Raw genomic sequence first — 26,594 nt, 5'->3', positions numbered from 1 at the left:
TCCATGACCGAATCCCCGACCGTTCCCGCCGCCCGAGCGTCGCACCGCTGGTTCTGGCTGACCCTCGCGATCGCCGTCGTGATCGTCGCCGTCGACCAGCTCACGAAGTGGTGGGCGGAGGAGAACCTCTCCGACGGGCAGGTCATCCCGGTGATCGGCGACTGGATCCGCTTCGTGCTCGTCTACAACCCGGGGGCCGCGTTCGGCCTCGGCACCGGCTACACCTGGATCCTCGCCCTCGTCGCCGTCGCGGCAGCCGTCGCGGTGGGCTGGTACGCGTGGAAGGTGCGCTCGCTCGCGTGGGCGATCGTGCTCGGGATGATCCTCGGCGGGGCCATCACGCATGCCGGCGACCGGCTCTTCCGCGAGCCCGGCTTCGCGCGCGGCCACGTCGTCGACTTCATCGGCTATTTCGACTGGTTCGTCGGCAACGTCGCGGACATCATGATCGTGCTCGGCGCAGCCCTCGCGGTCATCCTCGTGCTGTTCAAGGTCGACACCGGGCGCGTGCCAGCCGAGACGGCGGCGTCGGAATCCGCGACGGACACCGCAGCGAGCGACGCCGACTAGCGCAGAGCGAGCGTTCTGGCAACGGGTTGACGGCCCCCGAACGGGGGGCGCACGGTGGATCGCAGGGTTTGAACGATCAAACCCACCGCCGGCCGAAGGAGACCCGTGGCGCGATTCCCCACGATCGAGGACGTCGCGCGCGAGGCATCCGTCTCCCGCCAGACGGTGTCGAACGTGCTCAACGCGCCCGACATCGTGCGCGAGGAGACCCGCGAGCGAGTCCGCGACGTCATCGACCGGCTCGGCTACCACCCGCACGCGTCCGCCCGACGACTGCGCTCGCAGTACTCGTCGACGATCGCGATCCGCATGGACCCCATCACCAACGGCATCTCCGGGTCCATCCTCGACCGCTTCCTCCACGACCTCACCGCTCGCGCCGCCGAGCGGGGGATGCGCGTGCTCCTGTTCACGGCGACCGACCCCGCCGACGAGCTCGCGCAGCTCCGCGCCCTCCGCGACGGCGCCGACGTCGACGCCGTCGTCATCACCTCCACCTACTACGGCGACCCGCGCATCCCCTGGCTCATCGACGCCGGGATGCCGTTCGTAAGCTTCGGCCGACCCTGGGGCGAGGAGCACGCCGAGTCCCCCGACCACCGGTGGGTCGACGTCGACGGCTTCGCGGGAGTGCTGGATGCCACGCGCCACCTCATCGGGCGGGGCATCCGTCGCATCGGGTTCCTCGGCTGGCCCGCCGGCTCCGCCACCGGCGACGACCGCCGCCGCGGCTGGACGACGGCGATGCGCGAGCAGTTCGACCTGACCGACCACGAGCTCGAGCTGCTCACCGTGCGCGTCGAGGAGAGCGTGCCCGGGGCACGTATGGCCGTCGAGAAGCTGCTGCCGCTCCGGCTCGTCGACGCGCTCGTCTGCGTCAGCGACTCCGTCGCCCTCGGCGCCATGATGGCGGTCACCGAGGCCGGCCGCCGCGGCTTCCCCGTCATCGGCTTCGACAACACCCCCGTCGCGAAGGCGGTCGGCCTCTCCAGCGTCGACCAGCGCACCGACGAGATCGCCGCGACCGCCCTCGACCTGCTCATGGGCGAGCAGGGTCACCGCGTCCTGACAGCCGACGAGGTCACGGAGCGCTCGGCGCACCGGCTCGTCGCCCCCAAGCTCATCGTCCGCCGGTCGAGTCACCTGACGGTCGTGGAGGAGGCCGGGAGCGATCCCGGCGGCAACTGAGAGGAACAGGCAATGAGAAACACGACACGGAGCGCCCTCGCGCTCGGGATCGGCCTCGCGGTCGTCCTGGGCGGGTGCGCGGCAGGGGGCGGTGACTCGTCCGACGGGGGCAACGAGCTGGAGATCCTGATCGGGTCGAGCGGCGACGCCGAGACGGAGGCCGTCCAGGCCACAGCGGACTCGTGGGCGGCCGACAACGACGCGACCGTCACGGTCGTCGCGGCAAGCGACCTGACCCAGCAGCTCAGCCAAGGATTCGCGGGCGATGACGCGCCCGACCTCTTCTACATGAGCTGGGACCAGTTCGCGACGTACGCGAGCAACGGCTACCTCGACCCCTATGCGGAGGAGCTCCCGAACGCGGGCGACTTCTACCAGGGGCTCGTCGACACCTACACCTACGACGGCACGTTCACGTGCGCACCGAAGGACTTCTCCACCCTCGGCCTCATCATCAATACCGATCTGTGGGCGGCGGCGGGACTGACGGATGCCGATATCCCCACCGATTGGGCCGGCCTCGAAGCCGCGGCGCGCACCCTCACCTCCGCGGGCACCGTGGGACTGTCGTTCGGTCTCGAGTACGCGCGAGTGGGCGTCTTCATGAACCAGGCGGGCGGACAGCTCGTCGACGGCGACACCGTCACCGCCGACAGCCCCGAGAACCTCGAGGGCCTGCAGTTCGTTCAGAAGCTGCACGACGAGGGAGTGCTGAAGTTCCCGTCCGAGCTCTCCGCCGGCTGGGCCGGTGAGGCACTCGGCGCCGGCAAGGCCGCGATGGTCATCGAGGGACCGTGGATCAAGGGCATCCAGGGCGACTTCCCCGACACGAACTACCAGGCGGTCGAACTCCCGGCGGGACCGGGCGGGAAGTCCACCTTCACGTTCAGCAACTGCTGGGGCATCCCCGCGAACTCCGACACCCGCGACGCCGCCGTCTCGCTCGTCGAGTACCTCACCTCGGACGAGCAGCAGCTCGCCTTCGCGGACGCGTTCGGCGTCATCCCGTCGACCCAGTCGGCTGCGGCGACCTACAGCGAGAACTACCCCGAGAACGCGTCGTTCGTCGCTGGCAGCGACTACGCCGTCAGCCCCGTGAACTTCGCCGGGTCGGCGACCGTGATCGGCGACTTCAACGCGCAGCTCGAGGGGCTCGTCGGAGGGGATGCTGCGGCAATGCTGGCTGCGCTGCAGTCGAACTTGCAGGCGGCGCTCGACGAGGCGGAGTAGCTCGTCCCCGCTGCGGCGGGTCGATCGGACGGCTCCGCCCGTAGAGGCCCGGCCCACCCGAGCCATCCGATCGACCCGCCGCAGCTTCCGTATACATCCAGCTCCCCGTGGTGGGGATGGGCCTAGGAGTAACTCGTGTCGAAGCTTCGTCGGAGTGACAGGTACTACGGGTGGGCGTTCGTCGCGCCCGCGATCGTCATCATCGGGTTGTTCCTCGTGGTGCCGATCGGGCTCGCGCTGTACGTGAGCTTCAGCAATTGGAACGGGCTCGGGTCGCCGCTCGGCAACTCGTCGCTCGTCGGCGCCGAGAACTATGCGGCGGTGCTCACCGACCCGGGACTCGCGCAGAAGGACTTCGGCACGTCCATCCGCAACAACGCGTACTACGTGCTCGCGGTCGTGCCGCTGCAGACCGCGCTCGCCCTGTTCCTCGCCGTGCAGGTGAACCGCCGGGTGCTGCGCGGGCGCGGCTTCTTCCGCACCGCGTTCTACTTCCCCTCGGTGACGAGCTCGGTCGCGATCACCACGATCTTCATCTTCCTGTTCACCGCCTCCGGCGCGGTCAACGCGCTGCTCGGGTGGTTCGGCGTGAACGGCCCCAACTGGTTCGCCGACCCGCGCGGAGTCATCCACATCCTCCTCGCCGGCGTCGGGGTGACCTCGCCCCCCGAGGCGCTCGCCGCGCCCGGCTTCCTCGGGGTGAGCGGCTGGGAGTGGCTCAGCGGGCCCTCGGTGGCGATGTGCGTGCTCATCACCCTCGCCGTCTTCACGACGTCGGGCACGTTCATGCTCATCTTCCTCGCCGCGCTCCAGAACGTCGGCGAGGAGATCGACGAGGCCGCCATGGTCGACGGCGCGGGAGCCGTGCGCACCTTCTTCTCGGTGACGTTGCCCATGCTCAAGCCCGCCCTCTTCACCGTGCTCACCCTCGGCCTCATCGGCACGTGGCAGGTGTTCGACCAGATCTACCTCACCGGTCGGGGGGCTCCCGGCAAGACCCTGCTGACCCCCGCGTTCCTCGCGTACGACACGTCGTTCAGCGAACTGAACTGGGGCGAGGGGGCGGCGATCTCGTTCATCCTCTTCCTCATCATCGTCGCGCTCACCCTGCTGCAGCGGTGGGTGCTGAGGGATCGCGATCTGGGGCGGTCGGGCATCCGGCGCGCCCGCAAGGCGGACGCGCGGCTGCACGCCCTCGCGCAGCAGGGGGCGGCGAACACTGCCGTCGGGGCCGCGGGCGCCGAGGGGGTGGTGCGGCGATGACCGCTACCGCGCTGCCGAAGCGGCGGGCACGGATGACTCCGCGCGCGAGAACCTCGCTGCTGATCGGCTACCTCCTGCTCGTGCTGCTCGCGCTCGTCTACATCTACCCGTTCCTCATCTCGGTCGCGGGGAGCTTCAAGACAGACGCGGATGCGACGCAGAACCCGCTCTCGCTCGTGCCGCAGATCTGGACCGCCGCCGCCTACGAGCGGCTCTTCACCACGGTGCCGCTGCTGCAGTGGACCGCGAACTCCGCGATCATCACGGTGATCGTGACCGTGTGCCGCGTGTTCTTCGACTCGCTCGCCGGCTACGCGCTGTCGCGGCTGCAGTTCCGCGGGCGCGGGATCGTCTTCGCCGGCCTCATCGCGGTGATGGCGGTGCCGAACGTGGTGCTGCTCATCCCCCGGTTCCTCATCCTCAAGGAGCTCGGCCTCTACAACACCTTCGGCGGGATGATCCTCCCGCTCATCATCGACGCGGGCGGCATCTTCATCATGAAGCAGTTCTTCGAGTCCGTTCCGGCGAGCATCGAGGAGGCCGCGCGAATCGACGGGGCCGGAGTGTTCCGCACGTACTGGTCGGTCGTGCTGCCGATGGCGCGGCCCGCGCTCATCACCCTGTTCATCCTGAGCTTCCAGGGGTCGTGGAACGAGTTCTCGCACTTCGTGATCTCGCGGCAGAGCGCCGACCTCAACACGCTCACCACCGGTGTCGCGTCGCTCACGTCCGGCGAGCTCGGCTCCGGCAACCAGTACCCGCTTCAGCTCGCGGCGGCGGTGCTCATGTCGATCCCGGTCGCCGTGCTGTTCTTCATCTTCCAGCGCCGCATCATGAACACCACCTCGGGGGCGGAGAAGGGGTAGCTACAGCAGGCTGAAGCGCTCCGCGATCTCGTCGCCAAAGCGGGCGATCGAGCCGGCGGGGTCGGGTCCGAGCACCCCGAAGTGGAGGTGCTGGATGCCCGCCGCGGCGAAGGCGGCAGCATCCCGCAGCACCTCGTCCGGATCGAAGTCGGGCAGCAGCCGGAACTGGGCGGTGCGCTCGATCGAGTCGTAGTCGCGCCCGACCGCGTCGCAGTGCTCGCGCAGGATCTCGAGCTTGCGGGTGACGGTCTCGGCGTCGGGGGCGATGAGGTTCGTGGCATCCGCGTACTGGGCGACGAGGCGCAGCGTCTTCTTCTCGCCGCTGCCGCCGATGACGATCGACGGGCGCGGCGACTGCACGGGCTTCGGCACGGAGATCGTCTCGGCGAGGTGGTAGTGCTGCCCGACGAAGGGGCCCTCGTCGTCGCTCCACATCTGCAGCACGATCTGCAGGGTCTCCTCGAGCCGCTCGAAGCGCTCCTTGAGCGGCGGGTACGGCACACCGAGGGCGAGGTGCTCGCGCTCGTACCAGGCCGCGCCGATCCCGAGGAACGCGCGGCCCTCGCTCAGCACGTCGAGCGTCGTGACCGTCTTCGACAGGATGCCCGGATGCCGGTACGTGACGCCCGTGACGACGGTGCCGAGCTTCACGCGCTCGGTCACGCCGGCCGCGAAACCGAGGGTCGTGTAGCCCTCGAGCATCGGGTCGTGGGCGGTTCGGAACTGCTCCATCTGGAAGAAGTGGTCCATCACGGTGAACCAGCTCGCCCCGATCTCGTCGGAGGTGCGGGCGGCCGAGCGGATCGCCGGCGCGAGGCCCGCGGGGCCGCCGGGGAGGGTCATGTCGAAGAGGTGGAATCCGAAGCGCATGAGCCCACGCTACGCCTGTCGGCGCGCGCGGTTAGCCTGGCGGGATGCTGCGCACCCTCGCCGTCGAGAACTACCGCTCGCTGCGTCGCCTGGTGGTGCCGCTGTCGGGCCTCACCGTCGTGACGGGCGCCAACGGCACCGGCAAGTCGAGCGTGTACCGCTCGCTGCGGCTACTGGCCGAGGCATCCCTCGGCGGCGCGATCGGGGCGCTCGCTCGCGAGGGCGGCCTCTCGAGCACGCTGTGGGCGGGCCCGGAGACGGTGAGCCGCGGGATGCGCTCGGGCGAGGTGCCCGTGCAGGGCACGCGCCGCACGGGCCCGGTCGCGCTGCGCCTCGGCTTCGCCGCGGACGAGCTCAGCTACTCGATCGAGTTCGGGCTGCCGGTGCCGTCGGAGCGCACGATGTTCGCCCTCGACCCGGAGATCAAGGTCGAGTCGGTGTGGAGCGGGCCGGTGCTGCGCCCGGGCACGGTGCTCACCGAGCGCCGCGGTGCCGACGTGCGGTGGCGCGACGGCTCGGGCGAGTGGGCGCACCACCCCCACCGAGTGCGGGCGTACGACAGCATCCTCAGCGAGTTCGCGGATCCGGATGCCGCTCCCGAGCTGATGGCGCTGCGCGAGCAGCTGAGATCCTGGCGCTTCTACGACCACGTGCGCACCGACGCCGAGGCGCCGGCCCGTCGGCTCGCGCCGGGAACCCGCACTCCCGTGCTCCCCGCGGACGGGTCATCCCTTGCGGCGGCGCTGCAGACGGTGCGCGAGCTCGGCACCGGTCTCGACACGGCGATCGACCGCGCCTTCCCCGGCAGTCGGCTCGAGGTGGACGACCGGGACGGCTGGTTCGGCTTCGCCCTGCGCCAACCCGGGATGCTCCGGCCGCTCGCGGCCGCCGAGCTCTCCGACGGCACGGTCCGCTACCTGCTCTGGGTGGCCGCGCTCCTCAGCCCGCGCCCGCCCGGGCTGCTCGTGCTCAACGAGCCCGAGACGAGCTTGCACCCCGACCTCACCGAGCCTCTCGCCGAGCTCATCGCGGATGCCGCGACCCGGTCGCAAGTCGTCGTCGTCACCCACTCGTCGCGACTGGCGGCGGCGCTCGCCGACGCCTCCCGCATCGACTTGGAGAAGCACACGGGCGAGACCGTCGTCGCGGGACGCGGGATGCTCGAGGAGCCGCCCTGGAGCTGGCCGAAGCGCTAGCCCGCGCTGCTGTCGGTGAGCTGCGCCGGGCAACCGGACTCCGCATCCACTCCGGGCACGTGCTCGAAGTGCCACAGTTCGTTCGCGTAGATCTGGCAGAGGCCGAACTCGGCACCGAACCGGTTGAGCCAGTCCATGGCGTCGGACGTGGCGACGTCCACCGCGCCGCCGGTGACGTGCCGGGACTCGTCGGCGCGCTTGACCCAGCGGCTCGCCTCCTCCTCGCTGCCGTACTCCTCGACGGCCCGATCGAAGAGGTACTGCTGGTAGGCGGCGCTGCGCCAGCCGTTCGTGAACGAGAACTCGACACCTCGTTCCCGGGCGGAGAGGGCCGCCGCATCGAGGGCAGCGCGGAGGTCGTCCTCGAGGTTGGTGATCGCCGGCACGTCGTCGTCGAGTGTGAGCCACACCCCTGGGGCGACATAGCCGTCCGCCTCGGTGAGCCCCGCACTGCCCAGGTCGGGAGGGGCGGGGATGCTCGACCCGGGCTCACTCGATTCCATGCTGCGGTCGGCGGCCGGGGTCGCGCACCCGGCCAGCACGCCGATGAACGCGACGGCCAGGGCGAGGCGGGCGAGGGGACGGAGGAGGGGCTGACGCACGGGATGTCCTTTCGACTCCCCTAGCCTCCGGCGCGAGGCGGCCGCGCCGGATCATCCGCGGGGACCGGTCCCCTGGTCCTCAGGTACCGGCTATCGCGCGATCAGGTAGCCGATCGCCGCCGCCGCGATCCCGAGCACGAGGTTCGCGCCGACGCTGACGATCGCTGCGCGCCCGCGGCCGTCGAGCACGAGCTGCACCGTCTCCACGCTGAAAGTCGAGAACGTCGTGAGCCCTCCGCAGAATCCGGTGAGCAGGATGAGCCGCCACTCCGGCGAGACCGCGCCCGCCTCCGCGAGCCCGAGCACGATGCCGCCGATGGCCGACCCCACGACGTTGACGAGCAGCACCGCCCACGGGAACCTCGGGCGGGTGGCGAGGGCGCGCGAGACGCCGTAGCGGGCGAGTGCGCCGAGGGCTCCCGCGAGGAGGACGGTGACGATGACGGCGGGAGTCACTCGTCCACCAGATCGAGGGGGGCCGTCGCGCGCGGGCGACCGATGCGCAAGCCGAGCCAGGCGGCGCCGAGCCCGAGGGCCATCGTGGCGACGAGGTAGGCGAGGGCGGGCATCCAGTCCCCCGCCGCGCCGAGCGAGACGAGCGCCACCGCGAGGGCCGAGAACGTCGTGAAGCTGCCGAGGAGTCCCGCACCGAGTCCGGCGCGGAGCCAGGAGGGTACACGGTCCCACAGGCGGGCGACGAGCATCCCGAGCGCCAACGCTCCGACCGTGTTGGCGACGAGCGTCGACACGGCGAAGCCTTCGTGGGGCAGCACCGAGTCCAGTCCCAGGCGCAGCCCGGTGCCGACGAGCCCGCCCGCGAGCACTGCGAGCACGTCGCGCACGGACTACTTGCCCTTGGCCTTGCCGGCCGGCTTGGGCGCCGGGGGAGCCGGCGGCATCGGCTTGCGCTGCACCGGGCGGCGCGGCTCGCCGCGGCGGTCCTGGCCGGGCACGGGGCGCGACCGGCGGCCGTAGATGAGGTCCGACGAGTCGAGCAGCCACGGCACGATCGCGATCACGACGCCGTGCACGAGCGAGAGCTTCTGACGGATGCGACGGGCCTTGTGGTTGTGGAGGAGGTTCTCCCACCAGTGCCCGACGATGAACTGCGGCGTGTACACCGTCACGACCTCGGCCCCGTGCTCCGCGCGGCGGGACTTGATGTACTTCGCGAGCGGCGCGCTGATGTCGCGGTAGGGCGACTCGATGATCGTCAGCGGCACCTTGATGTTCTGGGCGACCCAGTCCTTCTCGAGCTGCTCGCTCGCGTGGTCGTCGATGGAGACGTGCACGGCCTCGATCGAGTCGTGGCGCGCGGCGATCGCGTAGTCGAGAGCCTTGAGAACCGGCTTCTGCATGCGGCCGACGAGCACGATCGCGTGGTCGCCCGTCGCCCCGAAGCGGGTCGTCGGGTCGGCCTCGATCTCCTTGTCGACATCGCGGTAGTACCGGTTCACGCCGAGCATGAGCAGGAACAGGATCGGCATGATGATGAAGACGATCCAGGCGCCGTGGGTGAACTTCGTGATCGTCACGATGATGAGCACGCTCGCCGTCATGATCGCGCCGATGAAGTTGATGACGAGGCCGCGCCAGACGGATGCCCGGTCGGAGCAGCCGTTCTTGAGCATCCGCCACCAGTGCCGCACCATGCCGGTCTGGCCGAGCGTGAACGAGACGAACACGCCGATGATGTAGAGCTGGATGAGGGTGGTGACGTCCGCCTGGAACAGCACCAGGAGCACGGTCGCCGCGATCGACAGGGCGATGACGCCGTTCGAGAAGATGAGCCGGTCGCCGCGGGTCGCGAGCGACTTCGGTGCGTAGCGGTCGGTCGCGAGCACCGACCCGAGGAGCGGGAACCCGTTGAACGCGGTGTTCGCGGCGAGGAGGAGCACCGCCGCCGTCGCGGCCTGGATCACGAAGAAGAACACGGTGTTGTTGCCGAACGTCGCCGCGGCCATCTGGGCGATGAGGCTGCGCTGCGGGTCGTCGCCGGGTGCGCACCCGGCGAAGTCGACGAGCTCCGTGCAGTCGATGTAGTGCACGCCGGCGATGAGGGCGACCGTGACGAGACCGACGAAGAGCGAGATGGCGATGGCGCCCATCGCGACGAGCGTGCGCTGCGCGTTCTTGATCTTCGGGCGGCGGAAGGCCGGCACGCCGTTGGAGATGGCCTCCACGCCCGTGAGGGCGGCGCATCCGCTCGCGAAGGCGCGCAGCAGCAGGAGGATGAACGCCGCCTGACCGAGGTGCTCCGCCTCGACGACGAGGTCGGCGCTCTCCGCGACGGGCGGGTCGCCGAGGAGGGTGCGGACGAGACCGGTGACGACCATGACCGCGATCGACCCGATGAAGAGGTACGTGGGGATCGCGAACGCCTTGCTCGACTCGCGCACCCCGCGCAGGTTGACGGCGGCGAGCACGACGACGAAGAAGACCGCGATCTCGACGCGGAACGGGTTGAGCTGCGGGAAGGCGGAGATGATGTTGTCGACGCCGGAGGCCACCGACACCGCGACGGTGAGGATGTAGTCGACGAGGAGCGCGGATGCCACGACCAGCCCGGCCTTCTCGCCCAGGTTCTTCGACGCGACCTCGTAGTCGCCGCCGCCGCTCGGGTACGCCTTGATGAGCTGGCGGTAGCTCATCACGACGACGATGAGCAGGATGACGACGGCCGCCGCGACGGGCGGCGCGAAGGAGAGGAACGCGAGCCCGCCGAGCAGCAGGATCATGAGGAGCTCCTGCGGCGCGTAGGCCACGGAGGAGAGGGGGTCGCTCGCGAAGATGGGGAGCGCCAAGTGCTTGGGGAGGAGCTGGCCCTCGAGCTTGTCGCTCGCCAGGGGCTCCCCGATCAGCCACCGTTTGGGTGACCGGGTTTCGTCTGTCACGGAGGGCTAGCGTACTCCTGCCGAAACCCAAGTCAACTCGCGACCGCGCCCTAGAATTCCCCCATGTCCTCCCCTCGCGTCCGGCGCCGCCGGTGGCCGTGGATCGTGCTCGCGGCGGTCGTCGTGCTGCTCGTGCCGGTCGCGATCCTCGCCGTACCGATCCTCACCCACCAGAATCAGGGGTCGGCCAACCAGGAGGCGCCCGTCGACGAGTTCCCCCTCGAGGTGTCGGCGACGGGGGATGACGGTCGCACCCGCGACATGATGGTGCTGTCGCCCGAGGCCGGCGGCACGATCGACACGTCCGCCCTCGAGGTGGGGCAGCGGCTCATCGTGAGCGGGAGCGGGTACGACTCGTCGCGCGGGATCTACGTCGCGATCTGCGTCATCCCCGACGACCCGTCGGTCAAGCCGGGTCCGTGCGTCGGCGGTGTTCCCGACCAGGAGCAGACGGATGTCGCGGCCGGCACCGTGCAGTACGCGCCGAGCAACTGGATCAACGACGACTGGGCGTGGAAGCTCTTCGGCGCCCGCAGCTACGACGACCTCGCCGCGGGAACCTTCACCGCGTACCTCGAGGTGGGCGACCCCGCGGGCGACGGCTTCGACTGCCGAGTCGACCGGTGCGCGATCTACTCGCGCAACGACCACACCGCACTGAACGACCGGGTGCAGGACCTGTACATCCCGATCCGCTACGCGGACTGAGTCGCCGCGCTCCCGCTCGTAAGGGCTCGCGCAACTCGCACGGGCGCCGCTAATTCGCCGCGCCGCTGCGAGCGAGGTGTGCCCGTGCGGGGAAGTCGAGGGGCTAGAGCTGCTTGCGGAGGGCGTCGAGCCCCGAGCGCAAGCGCTCCACGACCTCGGCAGGGAGGTCGGCGCGAGCGGCCCGCATCCTCAGTTCCGTCCGGACGTCGGCACGGAAGGCCGCGAGCAGCGACTCCGCCTGCTGCAGCTGGATGCGCGACTGGACGTGGTCGGGCGTCTGCTCAGCCTTCTGCGACCGTCCCTCGCTGCGGGCCTCGGTGCGAGCCTCCCGAGCGGCGGCGGCGAGCTCGGCCCGCAGGGACCGCATCGCGTCGTTGACGGACGAGCGCACCTCGTCGGCGAGCCGGCGCACCGAGTCGGTGAGGTCGTTCTCGATGCCGTCGAGCTCCGACTGGCGGGCGGCGAGCTCGGCTCGACCCGCGTCGGTGATCTCGTAGACGGTCTTGCGGCCGTCGGCCACCTTCGTCACGAGCCCCTCCTCCTCGAGCTTCGCGAGTCGGGGGTAGATCGTGCCGGCGCTCGGCACGTAGGTGCCTCCGAAGCGGTCGCCGAGTGCCTGGATGAGCTCGTAGCCGTGCATCCCGCGACCCGACTCGGCGAGCAGGCTCAGCAGGTACAGCCTCAGGTGTCCGTGGGCGAAGACCGGCGGGGTCATGCCGTCACCGCGTGGAGCACCGAGATGTCGCCGGAGACGGTGTTGGCCTTGAACTCGAGCCAGCGCTGCTCGAGCTGACCGTAGCGCCCGGTGTAGGCACCGCGCACCCCGCGGATCTCGGAGTTGTCGAGCTGCAGCCGACCGCTCACGGTGTTGATGCGGTACTGGGCGGGCACGTCGGCTTCGAGCCGAGTGGTGATGCTGCCGCTGATGGTGTTGACCTTGATCTCGTCGGGGATGCCCGCGACGTCGAGGAACACGTCGCCCGAGACGCTGTCCGACGAGTAGCGGAGGATCTCCCCGGATGCGGTGATGTCGCCGCTCACGGTGTGCGCGGTGATCGAGCCGTAGTGGTTGCGCACCGAGATCTCGCCGCTGACGGCGTTGAGCTGCAGGTGGCCGGAGACGTCGTCGATAACGAGGTCGCCGTTGACGGTGGAGATCGATGCATCCTCGTGGATGCCCGTGATGAGGCCGCTCGCCGACACGACCCCGAACTTGAGCGCGACGTCGCGCGGCACGGTGATGCTGATGTCGGCGCGGGCGGCCCCGCCGCGCCACTGGGAGAACACCTCGATGAAGTTGTCCCAGCGCAGCTGGGGGTGGTCGACCTCGAGGGTGTCGCCGTCGACGGTGACTTTGAGCTCGCGACCGCTGACGGAGTGCACCTCGACGCGGGCACCGGGCTCGTCGTGGCCGATGATGTTGACCTGCCCGGCGATGAGCCCGACCTTGAGCTTGCGGATCATCTCGATGTCGATGGTCTTCTCGCCATCGATCATCCACTTCTCCTGGGCCATCGGGCCCTCCCTTCTCGCGCTATATCGCGTGTTGTGCTATTCACGTTATATCGCGAGTTGGCGGGTGTCAAGCTATATCGCGTTTCGATCGATCCCGCGCCGCACCCGCAGCACCGAGTCGACGAGAGTCACCGGATGCCCGTCCCGCCCGGTCGCGACGCGGTCGCGCTGCTCGCACGTCTCGACCCGCCACCCGTCGGGCAGCTCCAGGGCGGCGAGCACCTCCTCCGCCGAGGGGAGGGGCGGAGCATCGCCGTGCCCGTGCGCGGACCCGGGAGGGAAAGCGGCGTGCCCGACCACGAGCAGGGTGCCGCCCGGGGCGACGGCTGCCGCCGCTCGGCGCAGGATCCGCTCGCGATCAAGCTCCACGGGGGAGTGCAGGAACGACGCGGTGACCAGGTCGAACTCGCCCTCCGGCCGCCAGTCCGCGAGGTCGGTGCGCACCCACTCGACACGGTCCGTCACGCCGGCCTCCGCGGCAGCAGCCTCGGCGACCGAGAGCGCCGTCGCCGAGATGTCGACGCCCGTCACCCGCCAGCCGCGCTCGGCGAGCCACACGGCGTCGGCGCCCTCGCCGCAGCCGAGGTCGAGCGCTCGGCCCGCCGGGAGGCCGTCGACCTCCTGGGCGACGGCGGCGTTGACGCGTCCACTCCACACCCGGCCGGCCTCCCGGCGCTCGGTGCGGTAGCGGTGCTCCCAGAAGTCGGCAGGCTCGGCCAGGCGCGCCCGCTCTGCGGCCGCCGCCACCTCCTCGGCGACGAGCTCGCCGTTGATCGCGAGCGCGGCCGCCGCCCCCGCGCCCATGGCCACGGGGACCAGGGCGCCCGGGTTCGCGACGTTGCCGACGGCCCACACGCCGTCGATGCTCGTGCGCCCGGTCGTATCGACGGCGACCCAGCCTCCAAACGGCGACTCGGTCGTCTCCGCACCGAGGTCGCGCAGCGGACCGTCCAGGGCGACCGGCAGGGGCTCGGCGAACACCACGTCGAGGCCGACGACCGAGCCGTCGGCGAGGCGCAGGCCGGAGAGGGCGCCGTCACTCGCGACGACGTCCGTGACTGCCCGCTCCTCGACCCGGATGCCCCGTTCCCCGAGCACGCGGTGCTCCTCGGACGGCAGTTCCCCGGCGAGAGCGGAGAAGACCGTGACCTCCGGCGAGTACGGCGCGAGCAGGTGCGCCTTGTGGATGCCCGCCGCGGATCCGAGCAGCACGCCGATCCGGCGACCGCGCGACTCGAAGCCGTCGCAGTACGGGCACGCCACCACTCCCCGGCCCCACTGCTCGGCGAGCCCCGGGATCGCGGGGAGCTCGTCGCGCAACCCGGTCGCGACGACGAGCCGGCGGGCGGTGTAGCGGGTGCCGCCCTGCGTCTCCACGGCAAACCCGCTGCCCGTCGCGGTCGTGCGGATGACCCGGTCGTCGAGCACGACGCCTCCCGCGGCGCGCACCTCCCGTCGGCCGTCGGCGACGAGGTCGAGCGGGGAGTAGCCGTCGCGGCCGAGCACCCCGTGCATGTGCGGTGCGAAGCGGTTGCGCGGCTCCGCGGAGTCGATGACGAGCACCCGGCGCCGGGCGCGGGACAGGATGAGGGCGGCGCTGAGCCCGGCGGCTCCGCCGCCGACGACGATGACGTCCCAGGGGTTCTCGGGGGAGGGCTGCGGATGCGGGTGTGAGCTGTGCATGGTGCCAGGATGGGCGGGCTCGGGCATCCTCGGCAAACTATGATGCCGAATCGGCAAGAATGGGATCATGCCCGACGACTCGCTCTCCCTCATCGGCCCGCGGCTCAAGGCCTGGCGCGAGAAGCGCGGGATGACTCTCGCCGAGCTGTCGGCGGCGACGGGCATCTCCTCGAGCACACTCTCGCGACTCGAGGCGGGCAAGCGCGCGCCCAACCTCGAGCTCGTCGTGCCGATCGCCCGATCGCTTCGGCTCGAGCTCGACGACATCGTTCCGCGGGCCGCTCCGGACCCGCGGGTGCGGCGCACGACGAGCCGCATAGGGCACACGCAGTACGAGTCGCTGTCGCCGGAGTCGAGCGCGGTGCAGACCTACAAGGTGACGTTCCCGGCGAACGAGCCCGGCGTCGTCGCGGTCCCCGAGCCCAAGGTCCACGACGGGCAGGAGTGGCTCTACGTGCTCTCCGGCCGGCTGCGGCTCGTGCTCGGCGACCAGGACCTCACGCTCGGGCCCGGTGAGGCGGCCGAGTTCGACACGCGCATCCCCCACTGGCTCGCGGCGACCGGTCGCGGCCCGGCCGAGGTGCTCTCGATCTTCAGCAAGGAGGGCAAGCGCATCCACCTCCGGGCTCGACCGACGCCCTGAGGAGTCGCTTGACATTGACGCTGCGTCAACCTCTACCGTGAATCAGCGAAGGAGGTGATGGTTGATGGACTGGTCCATCCAGGACATTGCGAAGTTCGCGGGAACCACATCCCGCACGCTCCGGCACTACGACGACGTCGGACTGCTCCCGCCCTCGCGGGTCGGCAGCAACGGGTACCGCTACTACGACGAGCTCGCGCTCGTGCGGCTGCAGCGCATCCTCATGCTGCGCGACCTCGGGCTCGGCATCCCGGCGATCGCCGACGTGCTCGCGGGAGAACGCGACGACGGCCACGCCCTCCGCGCGCACCTGGCCTGGCTGCAGCAGGAGAGGCAGCGCATCGACCGTCAGATCTCGGCGGTCGAATCGACGATCGACAGCATTGAAGGAGGTGAACAACTGATGGCAGAGAAGATGTTCGACGGCTTCGACCACACCCAGTACAAGGAGGAGGTCGAGGCGCGGTGGGGGAAGAAGTCCTACGCGGACAGCGACGCCTGGTGGCGGGCGAAGTCCGACGCCGAGAAGGCGGAGTTCAGGACCTTCGCCGCGGAGCTCGGCTTCGACTGGATGGTCGCCGCGGGCGACGGCGTCGCTCCCGACAGCGAGACGGCGCAGGCCCTCGCGAAGCGCCAGGCCGACTGGCTGAGCACCATCCCCGGCGCCCCCGGCTACGGCACGGGGGCCCCGACGAAGGAGTACTTCACGGGGCTCGCCGAGATGTACGTCGCCGACGAGCGGTTCGCCGCGAACTACGGCGGCATCGAGAACGCGCGGTTCGTGCGCGACTCGATGCTCGAGTACGCGGAGCGCCAGCTGTAGCGCCACGAACGGCCCGCCTCCCCGCGGGGCGGGCCGTTAGCGGCTAGACGATCGGGTAGTAGTAGCGCGTCGGGATGCGGCCGTAGCCGTCGCGGGCGACGAGCTCGATCGTGCCGAGCATCCCCCACAGGGCGATCGCGGCGAGGCCGATGAGCAGTGCGGTCACGTGGTCACCTCCTCGCGCGGCGTCGGTTCGTCGGATGCCGGTTCCGGCACCCTCAGCAGGGGCATGGTCACCCCGACCATGGGTCCGATGAGCAGGGCGAAGGCGAGGGTGCCGATGCCGACGTTGCCGCCGAGCAGCCAGCCGATCGCGAGCACGGTCACCTCGATCGCGGTACGGACGATCCAGATCCGCCACCCCCAGCGGCGGTGGATGCCCGTCATGAGCCCGTCCCGCGGCCCGGGTCCGAACCGCGCCCCGATGTAGAGTCCGGTCGCGACGGCGACGAGCGCGAGCCCGCCGGCGAACAGGACGACTCGCGTGACGAGGTCGTCGACTTCGGGGATCACCCACAAGCCGACCTGCGCGCTCGGGCCGACGAGCAGCACGTTGAGGATGGTGCCGATGCCGGGCTTCTGGCGGATCGGGATCCACAGCAGGAGCACGGCGACGCCGATGAGGTTGGTGACGAACCCGAACGGCAGGCCGGTCTGCAGGGAGATGCCCTGGCTGAGCACGTCCCACGGCGCGACGCCGATGGCCCCGCGCACCATGAGCGCGATGCCGAAGCCGTAGCAGAACAGCCCGACGAGCAGTTGGGCGATGCGGCGGGCCATGAGAAGACGTGGACTGGTCACCTGAGTATCCAATTACCGGATTGGACTGGACTCAAGAGGCCAATCCTGTAATCTGGCCCCATGAGTACGCTGTCAGCTCGCGCATTGGCCACCCTTCTCGCCGGGTGGCGTGATGCCGGGGTCGCCTACGCCGCGCTCGCCGACCGCATCCGGCTGCTCATCCTCGACGGTCGCATCCCCACCGGCACGCGACTGCCCGCCGAGCGCGAGCTCGCCGCTCAGCTCGGCGTCAGCCGCACCACCGTCACCGCCGCGTACGCCGAGCTCCGCGCGACGTCGCACCTGCACAGCACCCGCGGCTCCGGGAGCGTTGCGCAGCTGCCGTTGCGGCCCCCCGTGAGCATCGAGGGCGGGCATCCCGACCTCCTCGACTTCAGCAAGGCGACGATGCCGGCGATCCCCCAGGTCGCGGAGGCGGCGCGCGTCGCGGCCGAGCAGCTGCCCACCGTGCTCGGGGAGTCCGGCTTCGACCCGTACGGCCTCACCGAGCTGCGCGAGGCGATCGCCGATCGCTACACCCTGCGCGGGCTGCCGACGACGCCCGACCAGGTCATGGTGACGATCGGCGCGCAGCACGCCATCGCGCTCATCGCCCGCACCGTTATGGGCCGCGGCGACCGCGCCCTCATCGAGCACCCCACCTACCCGCACGCCCTCGACGCGCTGCGCACCGCCGGCGCCCGGGTGCTGCCGGTGAGCGTGACCACCGACGAGGGGTGGGATGCACTCGCCCTCGAACAGGCCATCCAGCGCTCGAGCCCCGCGCTCGGCTACCTCATGCCCGACAACCACAACCCCACAGGCCGCACCATGCCCGACGAGCAGCGCGAGTGGCTGCTGTCGCTCGCCGCGCGCCACGGCACGACGATCGTCGCCGACGAGACCATGGCCGAGCTCGGCCTCGACGGGCAGCCCTCGCCGCCGCCGATGGCGGTGCACGGCTCGGCGATCCTCGTCGGCTCCGTCGGCAAGACCGTGTGGGGCGGCCTGCGCATCGGCTGGATCCGCGCCGACCGCACGCTCATCCAGCGACTCGTGCGCTCCAGGGCGTCGGGCGACCTCGGCACCCCGATGCTCGAGCAGCTCATCGTCGCCCACCTGCTCCGCGACTTCGACGCCGTGCTCGCCCAGCGGCGCGCCCTCCTGCGCGAGGGCCGCGACCGGCTCGCCCGCCTGCTGCACGACCGGCTGCCCGAGTGGCGCGTGCCGCACACCGGCGGTGGCCTCACCTCGTGGGTGAACCTCGGCGAGCCGGTGAGCTCCCAGCTCGCGATCGCCGCCCGCAACGAAGGGCTCGTCATCGCCGCCGGCCCGCGCTTCGGGGTCGACGGGGCGTTCGAGCGGTTCATCCGCATCCCCTTCTCCTACTCCGCCGAGGAGACGGAGCGGGCGGTGGACGCCCTCGCCGCCGCGTGGGCGCACGTGATGCGCTACCCCGTGCCGACCCCGGCGGACGACCTCGCCGCCGTCGTGTAGCGCGCACACTTACTCCCTGTGGAGTACGCCCGCTCCCAGCCCAGCGAGCGATAATCACGTGTGCATCTTTTGTCGGTCTTCAGCCTGCGCAACCGCGCGCTCATCGCCCTCGTCACGATCGTCGTCGGCATCTTCGGCGGTCTCTCGCTGACGACCCTCAAGCAGGAGCTCATCCCGTCGCTCTCGCTGCCGCAGGTCTTCATCGTGAGCACGTACCCGGGGGCGAGCCCCGCCGTCGTCGACAAGGATGTCTCGACCCCGCTCGAGGCGGCCATCCAGGGTGTCGCCGGCCTCGACTCGACCACCGCTACCTCGAGCGCGAACGTGTCGAGCATCACGGCCGCGTTCACGTACGGCACGAACATCGCGACCGCCGAGCAGAAGATCCAGTCGGCGATCAACCGCATCTCCAACCAGCTGCCGGACTCCGTCGACACCCAGGTGCTGACGTTCAACTTCTCCGATCTGCCCGTCATCCAGCTCGCCGTGACGAGCGACCTCGACCCGGTCGACCTCGCAGCTCGGCTGGAGTCATCCACCCTCGTCGACCTCGAGAAGCTCGACGGCGTGAGCGACGCCTCCCTCCTGGGCGCGACCACCCAGCGCGTCGTCATCACGCCCGACCCGCTCAAGCTCTTCGCGAGCGGCTTGACGACCCAGTCGATCCAGAACGCGCTCGACGCCAACGGCGTGCTCCTGCCGGCGGGCCAGATCACCGAGGACGGGCAGACGCTCACCGTGCAGGCGGGCACCCGGCTGTCGAGCGCCGACGACATCGCCGCGCTCCCCCTGCTCGGCACGGCCGGTCTCACGACGATCGCGGACGTGGCGACCGTCGAGATCGTGGACGACCCCGTCACGGGCATCTCCCGCGTCAACGGGGAGCCGTCGGTGACGGTCGCGATCTCCAAGGAGCCGTCCGGCAACACCGTCTCGGTGTCGCGCGAGGTCGTCGCCGCGCTGCCCGGACTCGAGGAGGCGCTCGGCGGCAACACGAAGTTCACCGTCGTCTTCGACCAGGCGCCGTTCATCGAGGAGTCCATCAACTCGCTCGCCACCGAGGGACTCCTGGGTCTCGCGTTCGCGGTCGTCGTGATCTTCCTGTTCCTCTGGTCGTTCCGCTCGACGGTCGTCGCCGCGATCTCGATCCCGGTGTCGGTGCTCATCACCTTCATCGGCATGCAGACGGCCGGATACACCCTCAACGTCATCACCCTCGGCGCCCTCACGATCGCGATCGGTCGAGTGGTGGATGACTCGATCGTCGTCATCGAGAACATCAAGAGGCACCTCTCGCTCGGCGAGGAGAAGCTGCCCGCCATCCTCTCGGCCGTCCGCGAGGTCGCCGGTGCGGTGACGGCCTCCACCGTGACGACGGTCGCGGTGTTCCTCCCCCTCGCCCTCGTCGGGGACATCACCGGGGAGCTGTTCCGGCCCTTCGCGCTCACGGTGACGATCGCGCTCGCGGCATCCCTCTTCGTCTCGCTCACGATCGTGCCCGTGCTCGCGTACTGGTTCCTGGGCAATCGCAAGCACAAGCACGCGGAGGCCCCGCTCGAGGAGGGCCACGACGAGCTCGAGAAGCCGACGCGCCTCCAGAAGGCCTACCTGCCGATCATCGAGTGGACTCTCTCGAAGACGTGGAAGGGTGCCGTGGTGCTCGTCGCGTCGGTGCTCATCCTCGGAGCATCCGGGGCGGCGGCGACCCTGCTGCCGACCAACTTCATCGGCGACTCCGGCCAGAACACGGTCACCGTCACCCAGAAGCTCCCGCTCGGCGCGAGCCTCGAGGCCAAGGACGACGCCGCCAAGAAGGTCGAGGATGCCCTGCTCGACATCCCCGGCGTCGACACCGTCCAGCTCTCCATCGGAACCGGTGGCAGCTCCCTCCGCGCCGCGTTCAGCGGCTCCAGCGGAGCGACGTTCTCGCTCACGACCGACCCCGACGCCGACCAGCTCGAGCTGCAGGCCGACATCCGCGATCGGCTCGAGAAGCTCGACGACGTGGGCGAGGTGTCGCTCTCGGCGGCCCAGGGCGGGTTCGGGTCATCCACGATCAACATCACCGTGACCGCGACGACCGAGGCGGAGCTGACGCAAGCGGCCGACGACATCCAGCAGGCGATGCAGAAGCTCGACGTGGTCGCGCAGGCGACGAGCAACCTCTCGGCGGAGCAGCCGTTCATCGAGGTCGCGGTCGACCGCGACACCGCCGCGCAGTACGGGCTCACCGAGATCGCGGTCGGCGGCATCGTCACCGCGGCGATGAACCCGAGCGCCGTCGGGTCCGTGGTCATCGACGAGAACACGATGTCGATCTACATCCTCAACGAGGACGCGCCGACGACGATCGAGGAGTTGCGGGAGTTCGGCATCCCGACCGCGCTCGGTGTCGTGCCGCTCAGCACCCTCGCCACCGTCGAGCAGACCGACGGGCCGTCGAGCATCACGACCATCAAGGGGGTGCGCAGCGCGACCATCGCGGTGACGCCGAGCAGTGAGGACGTCGGAACGGCGTCGCAGGTGGTGTCGGCGGAGTTGAAGTCGCTCGACCTGCCGGCCGGGGTGACCGCCGAGATCGGCGGAGTCACGGCGCAACAGGCGGACGCCTTCTCGCAGCTCGGGCTCGCGCTGCTCGTCGCGATCCTCATCGTCTACGTCGTCATGGTCGCCACGTTCAAGAGCCTCCGCCAGCCGCTGCTGCTGCTCGTCTCGGTGCCGTTCGCGGCGACCGGCGCGATCCTCCTGCAGCTCGCGTCGGGCATCCCGCTCGGTGTCGCGTCGATCATCGGCGTGCTCATGCTCATCGGCATCGTCGTGACGAACGCGATCGTGCTCGTCGACCTCGTCAACCAGTACCGGGAGCGCGGCATGACCGTGCGGGATGCGGTGATCCACGGGTCATCCCGACGACTGCGGCCCATCCTCATGACGGCGGCGGCGACGATCTTCGCGCTCATCCCGCTCGCGATGGGGCTCACCGGTCACGGCGGGTTCATCTCGCAGCCGCTCGGCATCATCGTGATCGGCGGACTCATCTCGTCGACGTTGCTCACTCTCGTGGTGCTGCCGGTGCTGTACTACCTCGTCGAGGGGGCGAAGGAGCGGCGCGAGGCGAAGCGTGCGGCGAAGGCGGCTGCGGTCGCGGGCTAGGCTCGCGGGGTGGCCACCCCTGAGTTCGTGCTCGCCCTGCGCGAGAAGATCGGCACCGACTGGTTGTGGCTCACCGGTGTGACCGCGGTCGTGCTGCGCGGCGACGAGGTACTGCTCGTCAAGCGCGCCGACAACGGCCAGTGGACCGCCGTGACCGGCATCGTGGACCCCGCCGAGGAGCCCGCGATCGCGGCGGAACGGGAGACGCTCGAGGAGGCCGGAGTCGTCGTTCGCGCCGAGGCGATTACGTGGGTTCACGTGCTGCCGCCGCACGTCTACGAGAACGGCGACCAGTCGCAGTTCCTCGATATCGCGTTCCGGTGCTCGTGGGTCTCAGGGGATCCGTACCCCGCCGACGGCGAGAACACGGAGGCGCGGTGGTTCCCTCTGGACGCGCTGCCGCCGATGTCGGATGACATGAGCCGACGCATCCGGCTCGCCGTCGAGTTCGACGGCACCACCCGCTTCGAGCGCTAGCTCGGCGCAGCTACAGGGGCTTCTCCATGCAGTAGCTGTGCTCGTCGCCCACGTAGGGCCCGAAGTTGGGGATGCGCTCGTAGCCGTGCTTGCCGTAGAGCGCGATCGCGGCGACCGAGAGCGGGCCCGTCTCGAGCCGCAGCACCGGCAAGCCGCGCTCGCGGGCGCGGTCCTCGACGGCGGCGAGCAGCTGGCCGGCGAGACCCTGGCCTCGGGCGCGGTCGTCGACGAACAGTCGCTTGAGCTCGCCGTAGCCGTCGTAGGGCACGAGCGCGGCCATCCCGAGGGCGACGTCGTCGACCCGGGCGACGAAGACCTCGACGCCCGGGGCCTCGAGCTCGGAGACGTCGAGGAGGTAGCAGCTGTCCGGCGGGTAGAGCGAAAGCGCGAACTGCTCGCTGCCGTCGAGGAGCGCCTCGACGTCCCTCTGGCGGGCGGGTTCGATGGCGACGGGCACGGGCCGAGTCTACTGAGAGGCCTCGTCGGCGTCGGCGTCGGCGTCGGCGTCCGGCGGCGTCACGCGGGTGACGGCGTTCAACGACAGGGTGTCGCGGAAGAACGCCACGATGCGCTGCTGCATGGCGGCGTCGAGCATTCCGATCGAATGCAGGCTCCCCTCGACCGTCACGTACGTGACGGGCACGCCCACGCTGCGCAACTCGGTCACGAAGTCGTCGGACTGCGACAGCGGGATGAACTCGTCGACGGAGTGCCCGACGAAGAACGGCGGGTCGGAGTCATCCACCGAGGTGATCGGGGATGCCGCGGCGGCCGCCGCGCACCCCGCGAGCTCGGCGCACCCCGTGTAGGCGAGCTGCACGTCGCCGAAGTCCTGGTTGTAGCTGTCGGTGGTCGGGATGCGCTCGCGCAAGTCCGTCGGACCGCTGAGCTCGGCGACCGCGGCGACGCGCGAGCCGCTCGTCCAGTCGCCGGTTCCCGCGGTGCCGAGGAGCGCCGCGAGGTTGCCGCCCGCCGAGCCCCCGAACGCGCCGATGCGGTCGGGGTCGAGGTTGTAGCGTTCCACGGTGACCGGGTCGCGCAGCCACCCGACGGCCTGACTGACGTCGTCGAGCTGCGCCGGGAACACGGATGCGGGGGCGAGCCGGTAGTTCACCGAGACGACGACGAACCCCTCCGACGCGAGCCACTGGCACACCGCCCGCCAGTTGAGGTTGGCCTTGTCGCCGCGCATCCAGCTGCCGCCGTGGATCGACACGATCGCCGGTCGGGGCTCCGACTCGAGGTCATCGATGCCGTTGTCCGTCGGGAAGCACGCGTCGAGCAGCAGGGGCTGCCCGTCGTCGGCGACGCCGTACTCGATGTCCTCGATCACGGGGACTTCGGGGTAGGTGCGCAGCACCGGGTACACGGGCTGAGCGGTGGGTTCGACGCGCTCGGAATCGTCGCCGGTGGGGGAGCATCCCGCCATCAGCAGCGCGAGAGCGCAGGCCGACGCGAGAAGGGTCGGGGCCGTGCGCATCCGCATACCCTAGCTGCCGAAGCTGGGATGGTGTAACGTGGGTCGGTCGGCTCAAGACAGCGCACTAGTGCGCGCAGTGGGTTTGTGAGTCTTGCGGGCCGGTTCGACAGCTAATCCTGCTGTCGACAATCACACGAATGTATGTGACGGCCTCGGTCAACGACTGCCCGGGTTCTGCATCGCCATGGCGTTTCGCCGTGGTGTGCCATGCGTTGAGAAAAACAACCCGGAGAGAACATCACCATGCCCCAGTTCAAGAAGCCTGCCGCCGGAGCCAAGCGAGGCGCCCCCCAGTCCGGATCGGCCAAGGCCGGTTCGCGCAGCGCCGGTCACCGCGGCTACCGCGCGGACCAGGCCCCCGCTCCCAAGAAGCGTTGGAACGCCGACGAGCGCGCCGCCCGCGCTGCCGACCGCGCCGCCGGCGACGGCCGCCCCGACTGGACGCCGCGCGAGAAGCCGGCGCGTGGCGAGCGTCCCGCATACGGCGACCGCAAGCCCGCCTACGGTGCGCGCACCGAGCGACCGTCGTACGGCGACCGCTCCGAGCGTCCCGCTTACGGTGACCGCAAGCCCGCGTACGGCGACCGCAAGCCCGCCTACGGCGACCGCCCGCAGCGGGATGACCGTCCCGCCCGCGACGACCGCGCCCCGCGCCGCGAGTACGGCGACCGTGCCGAGCGCGCCCCCTACGGCGAGCGCCGCGAGCGTCGCGCGTACGGCGACCGCGCCCCGCGCACCGAGCGCCCCGCCTACGGCGAGCGTCCGTCGTACGGTGACCGCCCGCAGCGGGATGACCGCGCGCCGCGCCGCGAGTACGATGACCGGCCGCGCCGCGACTACGGCGACCGCCCGCAGCGCGACGACCGCGCCCCGCGCCGCGACTACGACGACCGCGCTCCCCGCCGCGAGTTCAGCGACCGCGCCCCGCGTCGCAGCTACGACGAGCGCCCCGCCCGCCGCTACGACGAGCGCCCGGCTCGCACCGAGCGCCCCGAGCGCGCCGAGCGCGCGAGCGACCTCTACCCGAGCCGCGACTCGCAGAAGTTCTCCGCGCAGGACGACGTCGTGCTCGAGCGCCTCGAGGCATCCGCGGTGACCGCATCCGACGTCGAGGGCATCACGTTCGCCGACCTCGGACTGGGTGGCAACATCGTTCGTCAGCTCGCGTCGATGGGCGCCGAGGCGCCGTTCCCGATCCAGGCCGCGACGATCCCCGTCGTGCTGACCGGCCGTGACGTGCTCGGCCGCGGCAAGACCGGTTCCGGCAAGACGATCGCGTTCGGTGCTCCCGTGGTGGAGCGTCTCATGGAGAACAACGGCGGCAAGGACCGCAAGTTCGGTCGTGCCCCGCGCGCCCTCATCCTGGCCCCCACCCGCGAGCTCGCGCAGCAGATCGACCGCACCGTGCAGCCGATCGCGCGCAGCGTCGGCCTCTTCACGACGACCATCGTCGGCGGAGTCCCCCAGCACAAGCAGGTCGGTGCGCTCCAGCGCGGCGTCGACATCGTCATCGCGACCCCGGGCCGCGTCGAGGACCTCGTCGAGCAGGGACGCCTCGACCTCAGCAACGTCATGATCACCGTGCTCGACGAGGCCGACCACATGTGCGACCTCGGGTTCCTCGAGCCGGTGCAGCGCATCCTCCGCGAGTGCGGGGTGGCGTACGTGAAGCGCGGCGGCGCTGACGGCGCGCGGAGCGAGTCGGCCGCAGGGGCGGCGGCCGGCCAGAGAGTACAGAAGCTGCTGTTCTCCGCGACCCTCGACAAGGGCGTCGCGACGCTCGTCGAGGAGTTCCTCGTCGAGCCCAGCGTTCACGAGGTCGCCGGCGAGGACCAGGCGTCGTCGACGATCGACCACCGCGTGTTCCTCATCGAGCAGCGCGACAAGCGCCAGATCATCGAGCAGCTCGCCGGCGGCGAGGGCAAGACGCTCGTCTTCACCCGCACGCGCGCGTTCGCCGAGGAGCTCAGCGACTACCTCGAGGACGCGGGCATCCCGTCCACGAGCCTGCACGGCGACCTCAACCAGAACCGCCGCACCCGCAACCTGAGCCTGCTCACCAACGGTCGCGTGAACGTGCTGGTGGCGACGGATGTCGCGGCTCGCGGCATCCACGTCGACGACATCTCGCTCGTCATCCAGGCCGACGCTCCCGAGGAGTACAAGACGTACCTGCACCGCGCCGGGCGCACCGGTCGCGCGGGCAAGCAGGGCACCGTCGTGACGCTCGTCAACCGCAACCGCCGCCGGAAGATGGACGAGCTGCTCGGCCGCGCCGAGATCGATGCGACCGTCGACCACGTGGCGCCGGGCGACGAGCTGCTCTCGGAGCTCGCGGCGCTGTAACTACCCGCCCGAAAGCTACTTCGGAAACCGACCGCCGGGACGGCGGTCGGCGCTGGCGTCGCGGCGAAGGCCAGAAATGGCCTTCGCCCATAGCTCCAGCGCGCCCCAGCCCGTCACCTTGAGCATCGCCTCCACCACGATCGCGCCCGACATCTTCGACTCGCCGAGCTCCCGGTCGCGGAACACGATCGGTACCTCCACGAGCCGGTAGCCCGCACCCGCGATGCGCCGGGTCATGTCGATCTGGAAGCAGTAGCCGTGCGACTCGACGTCCTCGAGGTGCACGGCGCGCAGCACGGAGGCGCGGTAGGCGCGGAAACCCGCCGTCACGTCGCGGACCCCCAGCCCGAGCATTCCGCGCGCGTACCAACTGCCGCCTCGGCTGATCAGCCGGCGGTACAGCGGCCAGCCGACCACCCGACCGCCGGGCACCCAGCGCGACCCGATGACACCGCCGACCGCGGGGTCGGCGAGCTCGGCGAGCAGCCTCGGGATGTCCTCGGGCGGGTGCGAGCCGTCGGCGTCGAGCTCGACGAGCACGTCGTAGCCGCGCTCGAGACCCCACGCGAAGCCGGCGAGGTACGCGGGCCCGATGCCGTCCTTCGATGTGCGGGTGAGCAGCGAGAGCCGCGGCTCGGAGGCGGCCAACGAGGCGACGACAGCGCCCGTGCCGTCGGGGCTCGAGTCGTCGACGACGAGCACGTCGACCCCGGTCGCGAGCACTCGCGGGAGGATGACCTGGATGCTCTCGCGCTCGTCGAACGTCGGGACGATCACGAGCGTTCTCCCAGAGGCCACCGGGTTAGGGTA

The 26,594-nt window shown here is 70.5% G+C and carries 26 protein-coding genes; 13 read left to right on the top strand and 13 right to left on the bottom strand.

Going from position 1 to position 26,594, the window contains the following annotated elements:
* The first annotated feature begins 3 nt into the window (after positions 1-3).
* The 5 genes from lspA (at position 4) to Q5716_RS12170 (ending at position 5,117) form a co-directional block, all read left to right on the top strand.
* Complete coding sequence (gene lspA, locus Q5716_RS12190) at positions 4-570, top strand: signal peptidase II (protein ID WP_305003419.1); 567 nt, start codon at positions 4-6, stop codon at positions 568-570.
* Positions 571-675: 105 nt separating this feature from the next.
* The gene (locus Q5716_RS12185; protein ID WP_305003418.1) at positions 676-1,758 is read left to right on the top strand and encodes a LacI family DNA-binding transcriptional regulator; all 1,083 of its coding nucleotides are present in this window, start codon (positions 676-678) and stop codon (positions 1,756-1,758) included.
* Positions 1,759-1,770: 12 nt separating this feature from the next.
* Positions 1,771-2,988: a sugar ABC transporter substrate-binding protein gene (locus Q5716_RS12180; protein ID WP_305003417.1), complete on the top strand. Its 1,218-nt coding sequence runs from the start codon at positions 1,771-1,773 to the stop codon at positions 2,986-2,988.
* 135 nt (positions 2,989-3,123) lie between these two features.
* Positions 3,124-4,251 carry a carbohydrate ABC transporter permease gene (locus Q5716_RS12175; protein WP_305003416.1) on the top strand — a complete coding sequence of 376 codons (1,128 nt, stop codon included), beginning with the start codon at positions 3,124-3,126 and terminating at the stop codon, positions 4,249-4,251.
* A complete protein-coding gene (locus Q5716_RS12170) occupies positions 4,248-5,117 on the top strand; it encodes a carbohydrate ABC transporter permease (RefSeq protein WP_305003415.1) in 870 nt (289 codons plus the stop codon). Before Q5716_RS12175 ends, Q5716_RS12170 begins: the two co-directional genes overlap by 4 nt.
* Here Q5716_RS12170 and Q5716_RS12165 read toward each other — a convergent pair whose 3' ends face one another.
* Positions 5,118-5,987 carry an LLM class F420-dependent oxidoreductase gene (locus Q5716_RS12165; RefSeq protein ID WP_305003414.1) on the bottom strand — a complete coding sequence of 290 codons (870 nt, stop codon included), beginning with the start codon at positions 5,985-5,987 and terminating at the stop codon, positions 5,118-5,120.
* 44 nt (positions 5,988-6,031) lie between these two features.
* On the opposite strand from Q5716_RS12165, the gene Q5716_RS12160 reads away from it, so the two are divergent.
* A complete protein-coding gene (locus Q5716_RS12160) occupies positions 6,032-7,183 on the top strand; it encodes an AAA family ATPase (protein ID WP_305003413.1) in 1,152 nt (383 codons plus the stop codon).
* Here Q5716_RS12160 and Q5716_RS12155 read toward each other — a convergent pair.
* From Q5716_RS12155 to Q5716_RS12140, 4 genes are all read right to left on the bottom strand, one after another.
* Positions 7,180-7,785 (bottom strand): M15 family metallopeptidase, encoded by a 606-nt coding sequence (locus tag Q5716_RS12155; RefSeq protein WP_305003412.1) that lies wholly within the window; start codon positions 7,783-7,785, stop codon positions 7,180-7,182. The genes Q5716_RS12160 and Q5716_RS12155 overlap by 4 nt on opposite strands.
* Positions 7,786-7,875: 90 nt before the next feature.
* Positions 7,876-8,241, bottom strand: a complete 366-nt coding sequence (gene crcB / locus Q5716_RS12150) for a fluoride efflux transporter CrcB (protein ID WP_305003411.1) — start codon at positions 8,239-8,241, stop codon at positions 7,876-7,878.
* On the bottom strand, positions 8,238-8,627 hold the full coding sequence (locus Q5716_RS12145; protein WP_305003410.1) for a fluoride efflux transporter FluC: 390 nt from the start codon (positions 8,625-8,627) through the stop codon (positions 8,238-8,240). Before Q5716_RS12145 ends, crcB begins: the two co-directional genes overlap by 4 nt.
* Positions 8,628-8,630: 3 nt before the next feature.
* Positions 8,631-10,679 (bottom strand): APC family permease, encoded by a 2,049-nt coding sequence (locus tag Q5716_RS12140; RefSeq protein WP_305003409.1) that lies wholly within the window; start codon positions 10,677-10,679, stop codon positions 8,631-8,633.
* Between the two features lie 63 nt (positions 10,680-10,742).
* Between Q5716_RS12140 and Q5716_RS12135 the strand changes: the two genes are divergently transcribed.
* On the top strand, positions 10,743-11,387 hold the full coding sequence (locus Q5716_RS12135) for a hypothetical protein (protein ID WP_305003408.1): 645 nt from the start codon (positions 10,743-10,745) through the stop codon (positions 11,385-11,387).
* Positions 11,388-11,490: 103 nt separating this feature from the next.
* Here the strand turns inward: Q5716_RS12135 and Q5716_RS12130 are convergent, their stop codons facing one another.
* The 3 genes from Q5716_RS12130 to Q5716_RS12120 form a co-directional block, all read right to left on the bottom strand.
* The gene (locus tag Q5716_RS12130) at positions 11,491-12,102 is read right to left on the bottom strand and encodes a PadR family transcriptional regulator (RefSeq protein ID WP_305003407.1); all 612 of its coding nucleotides are present in this window, start codon (positions 12,100-12,102) and stop codon (positions 11,491-11,493) included.
* Positions 12,099-12,902: a DUF4097 family beta strand repeat-containing protein gene (locus tag Q5716_RS12125; RefSeq protein WP_305003406.1), complete on the bottom strand. Its 804-nt coding sequence runs from the start codon at positions 12,900-12,902 to the stop codon at positions 12,099-12,101. The genes Q5716_RS12130 and Q5716_RS12125 overlap by 4 nt, the downstream gene beginning before the upstream one ends.
* Before the next feature lie 72 nt (positions 12,903-12,974).
* The gene (locus Q5716_RS12120; protein WP_305003405.1) at positions 12,975-14,585 is read right to left on the bottom strand and encodes an FAD-dependent oxidoreductase; all 1,611 of its coding nucleotides are present in this window, start codon (positions 14,583-14,585) and stop codon (positions 12,975-12,977) included.
* A 67-nt stretch (positions 14,586-14,652) separates the two neighbouring features.
* Between Q5716_RS12120 and Q5716_RS12115 the strand changes: the two genes are divergently transcribed.
* On the top strand, positions 14,653-15,228 hold the full coding sequence (locus Q5716_RS12115; protein WP_305003404.1) for a helix-turn-helix domain-containing protein: 576 nt from the start codon (positions 14,653-14,655) through the stop codon (positions 15,226-15,228).
* Between the two features lie 64 nt (positions 15,229-15,292).
* Positions 15,293-16,051, top strand: a complete 759-nt coding sequence (locus Q5716_RS12110; RefSeq protein ID WP_305003403.1) for a MerR family transcriptional regulator — start codon at positions 15,293-15,295, stop codon at positions 16,049-16,051.
* 43 nt (positions 16,052-16,094) lie between these two features.
* Here Q5716_RS12110 and Q5716_RS12105 read toward each other — a convergent pair whose 3' ends face one another.
* Together Q5716_RS12105 and yczE are read right to left on the bottom strand one after the other, a co-directional pair.
* Positions 16,095-16,217, bottom strand: coding sequence for a hypothetical protein (locus Q5716_RS12105; protein ID WP_305003402.1), 123 nt, complete (start codon positions 16,215-16,217; stop codon positions 16,095-16,097).
* Positions 16,214-16,831, bottom strand: a complete 618-nt coding sequence (gene yczE, locus Q5716_RS12100; protein WP_305003401.1) for a membrane protein YczE — start codon at positions 16,829-16,831, stop codon at positions 16,214-16,216. The genes Q5716_RS12105 and yczE overlap by 4 nt, the downstream gene beginning before the upstream one ends.
* Before the next feature lie 81 nt (positions 16,832-16,912).
* Here yczE and yczR point away from each other — a divergent pair, with 81 nt between their 5' ends.
* Genes yczR through Q5716_RS12085 form a run of 3 tightly spaced genes read left to right on the top strand, consistent with a single transcriptional unit; the run spans position 16,913 to position 21,958 of the window.
* Positions 16,913-18,328 carry a MocR-like transcription factor YczR gene (yczR, locus tag Q5716_RS12095; protein WP_305003400.1) on the top strand — a complete coding sequence of 472 codons (1,416 nt, stop codon included), beginning with the start codon at positions 16,913-16,915 and terminating at the stop codon, positions 18,326-18,328.
* Positions 18,329-18,388: 60 nt separating this feature from the next.
* The gene (locus tag Q5716_RS12090; protein ID WP_305003399.1) at positions 18,389-21,481 is read left to right on the top strand and encodes an efflux RND transporter permease subunit; all 3,093 of its coding nucleotides are present in this window, start codon (positions 18,389-18,391) and stop codon (positions 21,479-21,481) included.
* Positions 21,482-21,490: 9 nt separating this feature from the next.
* Positions 21,491-21,958, top strand: coding sequence for an NUDIX hydrolase (locus Q5716_RS12085; RefSeq protein WP_305003398.1), 468 nt, complete (start codon positions 21,491-21,493; stop codon positions 21,956-21,958).
* Positions 21,959-21,968: 10 nt separating this feature from the next.
* On the opposite strand, the gene Q5716_RS12080 is transcribed toward Q5716_RS12085, so the two are convergent.
* Positions 21,969-22,415: a GNAT family N-acetyltransferase gene (locus tag Q5716_RS12080; RefSeq protein ID WP_305003397.1), complete on the bottom strand. Its 447-nt coding sequence runs from the start codon at positions 22,413-22,415 to the stop codon at positions 21,969-21,971.
* Positions 22,416-22,424: 9 nt separating this feature from the next.
* On the bottom strand, positions 22,425-23,438 hold the full coding sequence (locus Q5716_RS12075) for an alpha/beta hydrolase (RefSeq protein WP_305003396.1): 1,014 nt from the start codon (positions 23,436-23,438) through the stop codon (positions 22,425-22,427).
* Positions 23,439-23,681: 243 nt separating this feature from the next.
* Here Q5716_RS12075 and Q5716_RS12070 point away from each other — a divergent pair, with 243 nt between their 5' ends.
* On the top strand, positions 23,682-25,784 hold the full coding sequence (locus Q5716_RS12070) for a DEAD/DEAH box helicase (protein ID WP_305003395.1): 2,103 nt from the start codon (positions 23,682-23,684) through the stop codon (positions 25,782-25,784).
* Between the two features lie 15 nt (positions 25,785-25,799).
* On the opposite strand, the gene Q5716_RS12065 is transcribed toward Q5716_RS12070, so the two are convergent.
* Positions 25,800-26,582, bottom strand: a complete 783-nt coding sequence (locus Q5716_RS12065) for a polyprenol monophosphomannose synthase (protein WP_305003394.1) — start codon at positions 26,580-26,582, stop codon at positions 25,800-25,802.
* Positions 26,583-26,594 lie beyond the last annotated feature (12 nt).

This window comes from Antiquaquibacter soli (assembly GCF_030580675.1).
Lineage (GTDB): Bacteria > Actinomycetota > Actinomycetes > Actinomycetales > Microbacteriaceae > Rhodoglobus > Rhodoglobus soli.
This window is presented reverse-complemented; position numbering and strand designations above follow the sequence as displayed.

Bases quoted from the DNA above. Each gene is read 5' to 3' on its own strand.
- lspA (WP_305003419.1), top strand. From the start codon at position 4: ATGACCGAATCCCCGACCGTTCCCGCCGCCCGAGCGTCGCACCGCTGG.
- Q5716_RS12180 (WP_305003417.1), top strand. From the start codon at position 1,771: ATGAGAAACACGACACGGAGCGCCCTCGCGCTCGGGATCGGCCTCGCG.
- Q5716_RS12170 (WP_305003415.1), top strand. From the start codon at position 4,248: ATGACCGCTACCGCGCTGCCGAAGCGGCGGGCACGGATGACTCCGCGC.
- Q5716_RS12165 (WP_305003414.1), bottom strand. From the start codon at position 5,987: ATGCGCTTCGGATTCCACCTCTTCGACATGACCCTCCCCGGCGGCCCC.
- Q5716_RS12160 (WP_305003413.1), top strand. From the start codon at position 6,032: ATGCTGCGCACCCTCGCCGTCGAGAACTACCGCTCGCTGCGTCGCCTG.
- Q5716_RS12135 (WP_305003408.1), top strand. From the start codon at position 10,743: ATGTCCTCCCCTCGCGTCCGGCGCCGCCGGTGGCCGTGGATCGTGCTC.
- Q5716_RS12130 (WP_305003407.1), bottom strand. From the start codon at position 12,102: ATGACCCCGCCGGTCTTCGCCCACGGACACCTGAGGCTGTACCTGCTG.
- Q5716_RS12125 (WP_305003406.1), bottom strand. From the start codon at position 12,902: ATGGCCCAGGAGAAGTGGATGATCGATGGCGAGAAGACCATCGACATC.
- Q5716_RS12120 (WP_305003405.1), bottom strand. From the start codon at position 14,585: ATGCACAGCTCACACCCGCATCCGCAGCCCTCCCCCGAGAACCCCTGG.
- Q5716_RS12115 (WP_305003404.1), top strand. From the start codon at position 14,653: ATGCCCGACGACTCGCTCTCCCTCATCGGCCCGCGGCTCAAGGCCTGG.
- Q5716_RS12110 (WP_305003403.1), top strand. From the start codon at position 15,293: ATGGACTGGTCCATCCAGGACATTGCGAAGTTCGCGGGAACCACATCC.
- yczE (WP_305003401.1), bottom strand. From the start codon at position 16,831: ATGGCCCGCCGCATCGCCCAACTGCTCGTCGGGCTGTTCTGCTACGGC.
- yczR (WP_305003400.1), top strand. From the start codon at position 16,913: ATGAGTACGCTGTCAGCTCGCGCATTGGCCACCCTTCTCGCCGGGTGG.
- Q5716_RS12075 (WP_305003396.1), bottom strand. From the start codon at position 23,438: ATGCGCACGGCCCCGACCCTTCTCGCGTCGGCCTGCGCTCTCGCGCTG.
- Q5716_RS12070 (WP_305003395.1), top strand. From the start codon at position 23,682: ATGCCCCAGTTCAAGAAGCCTGCCGCCGGAGCCAAGCGAGGCGCCCCC.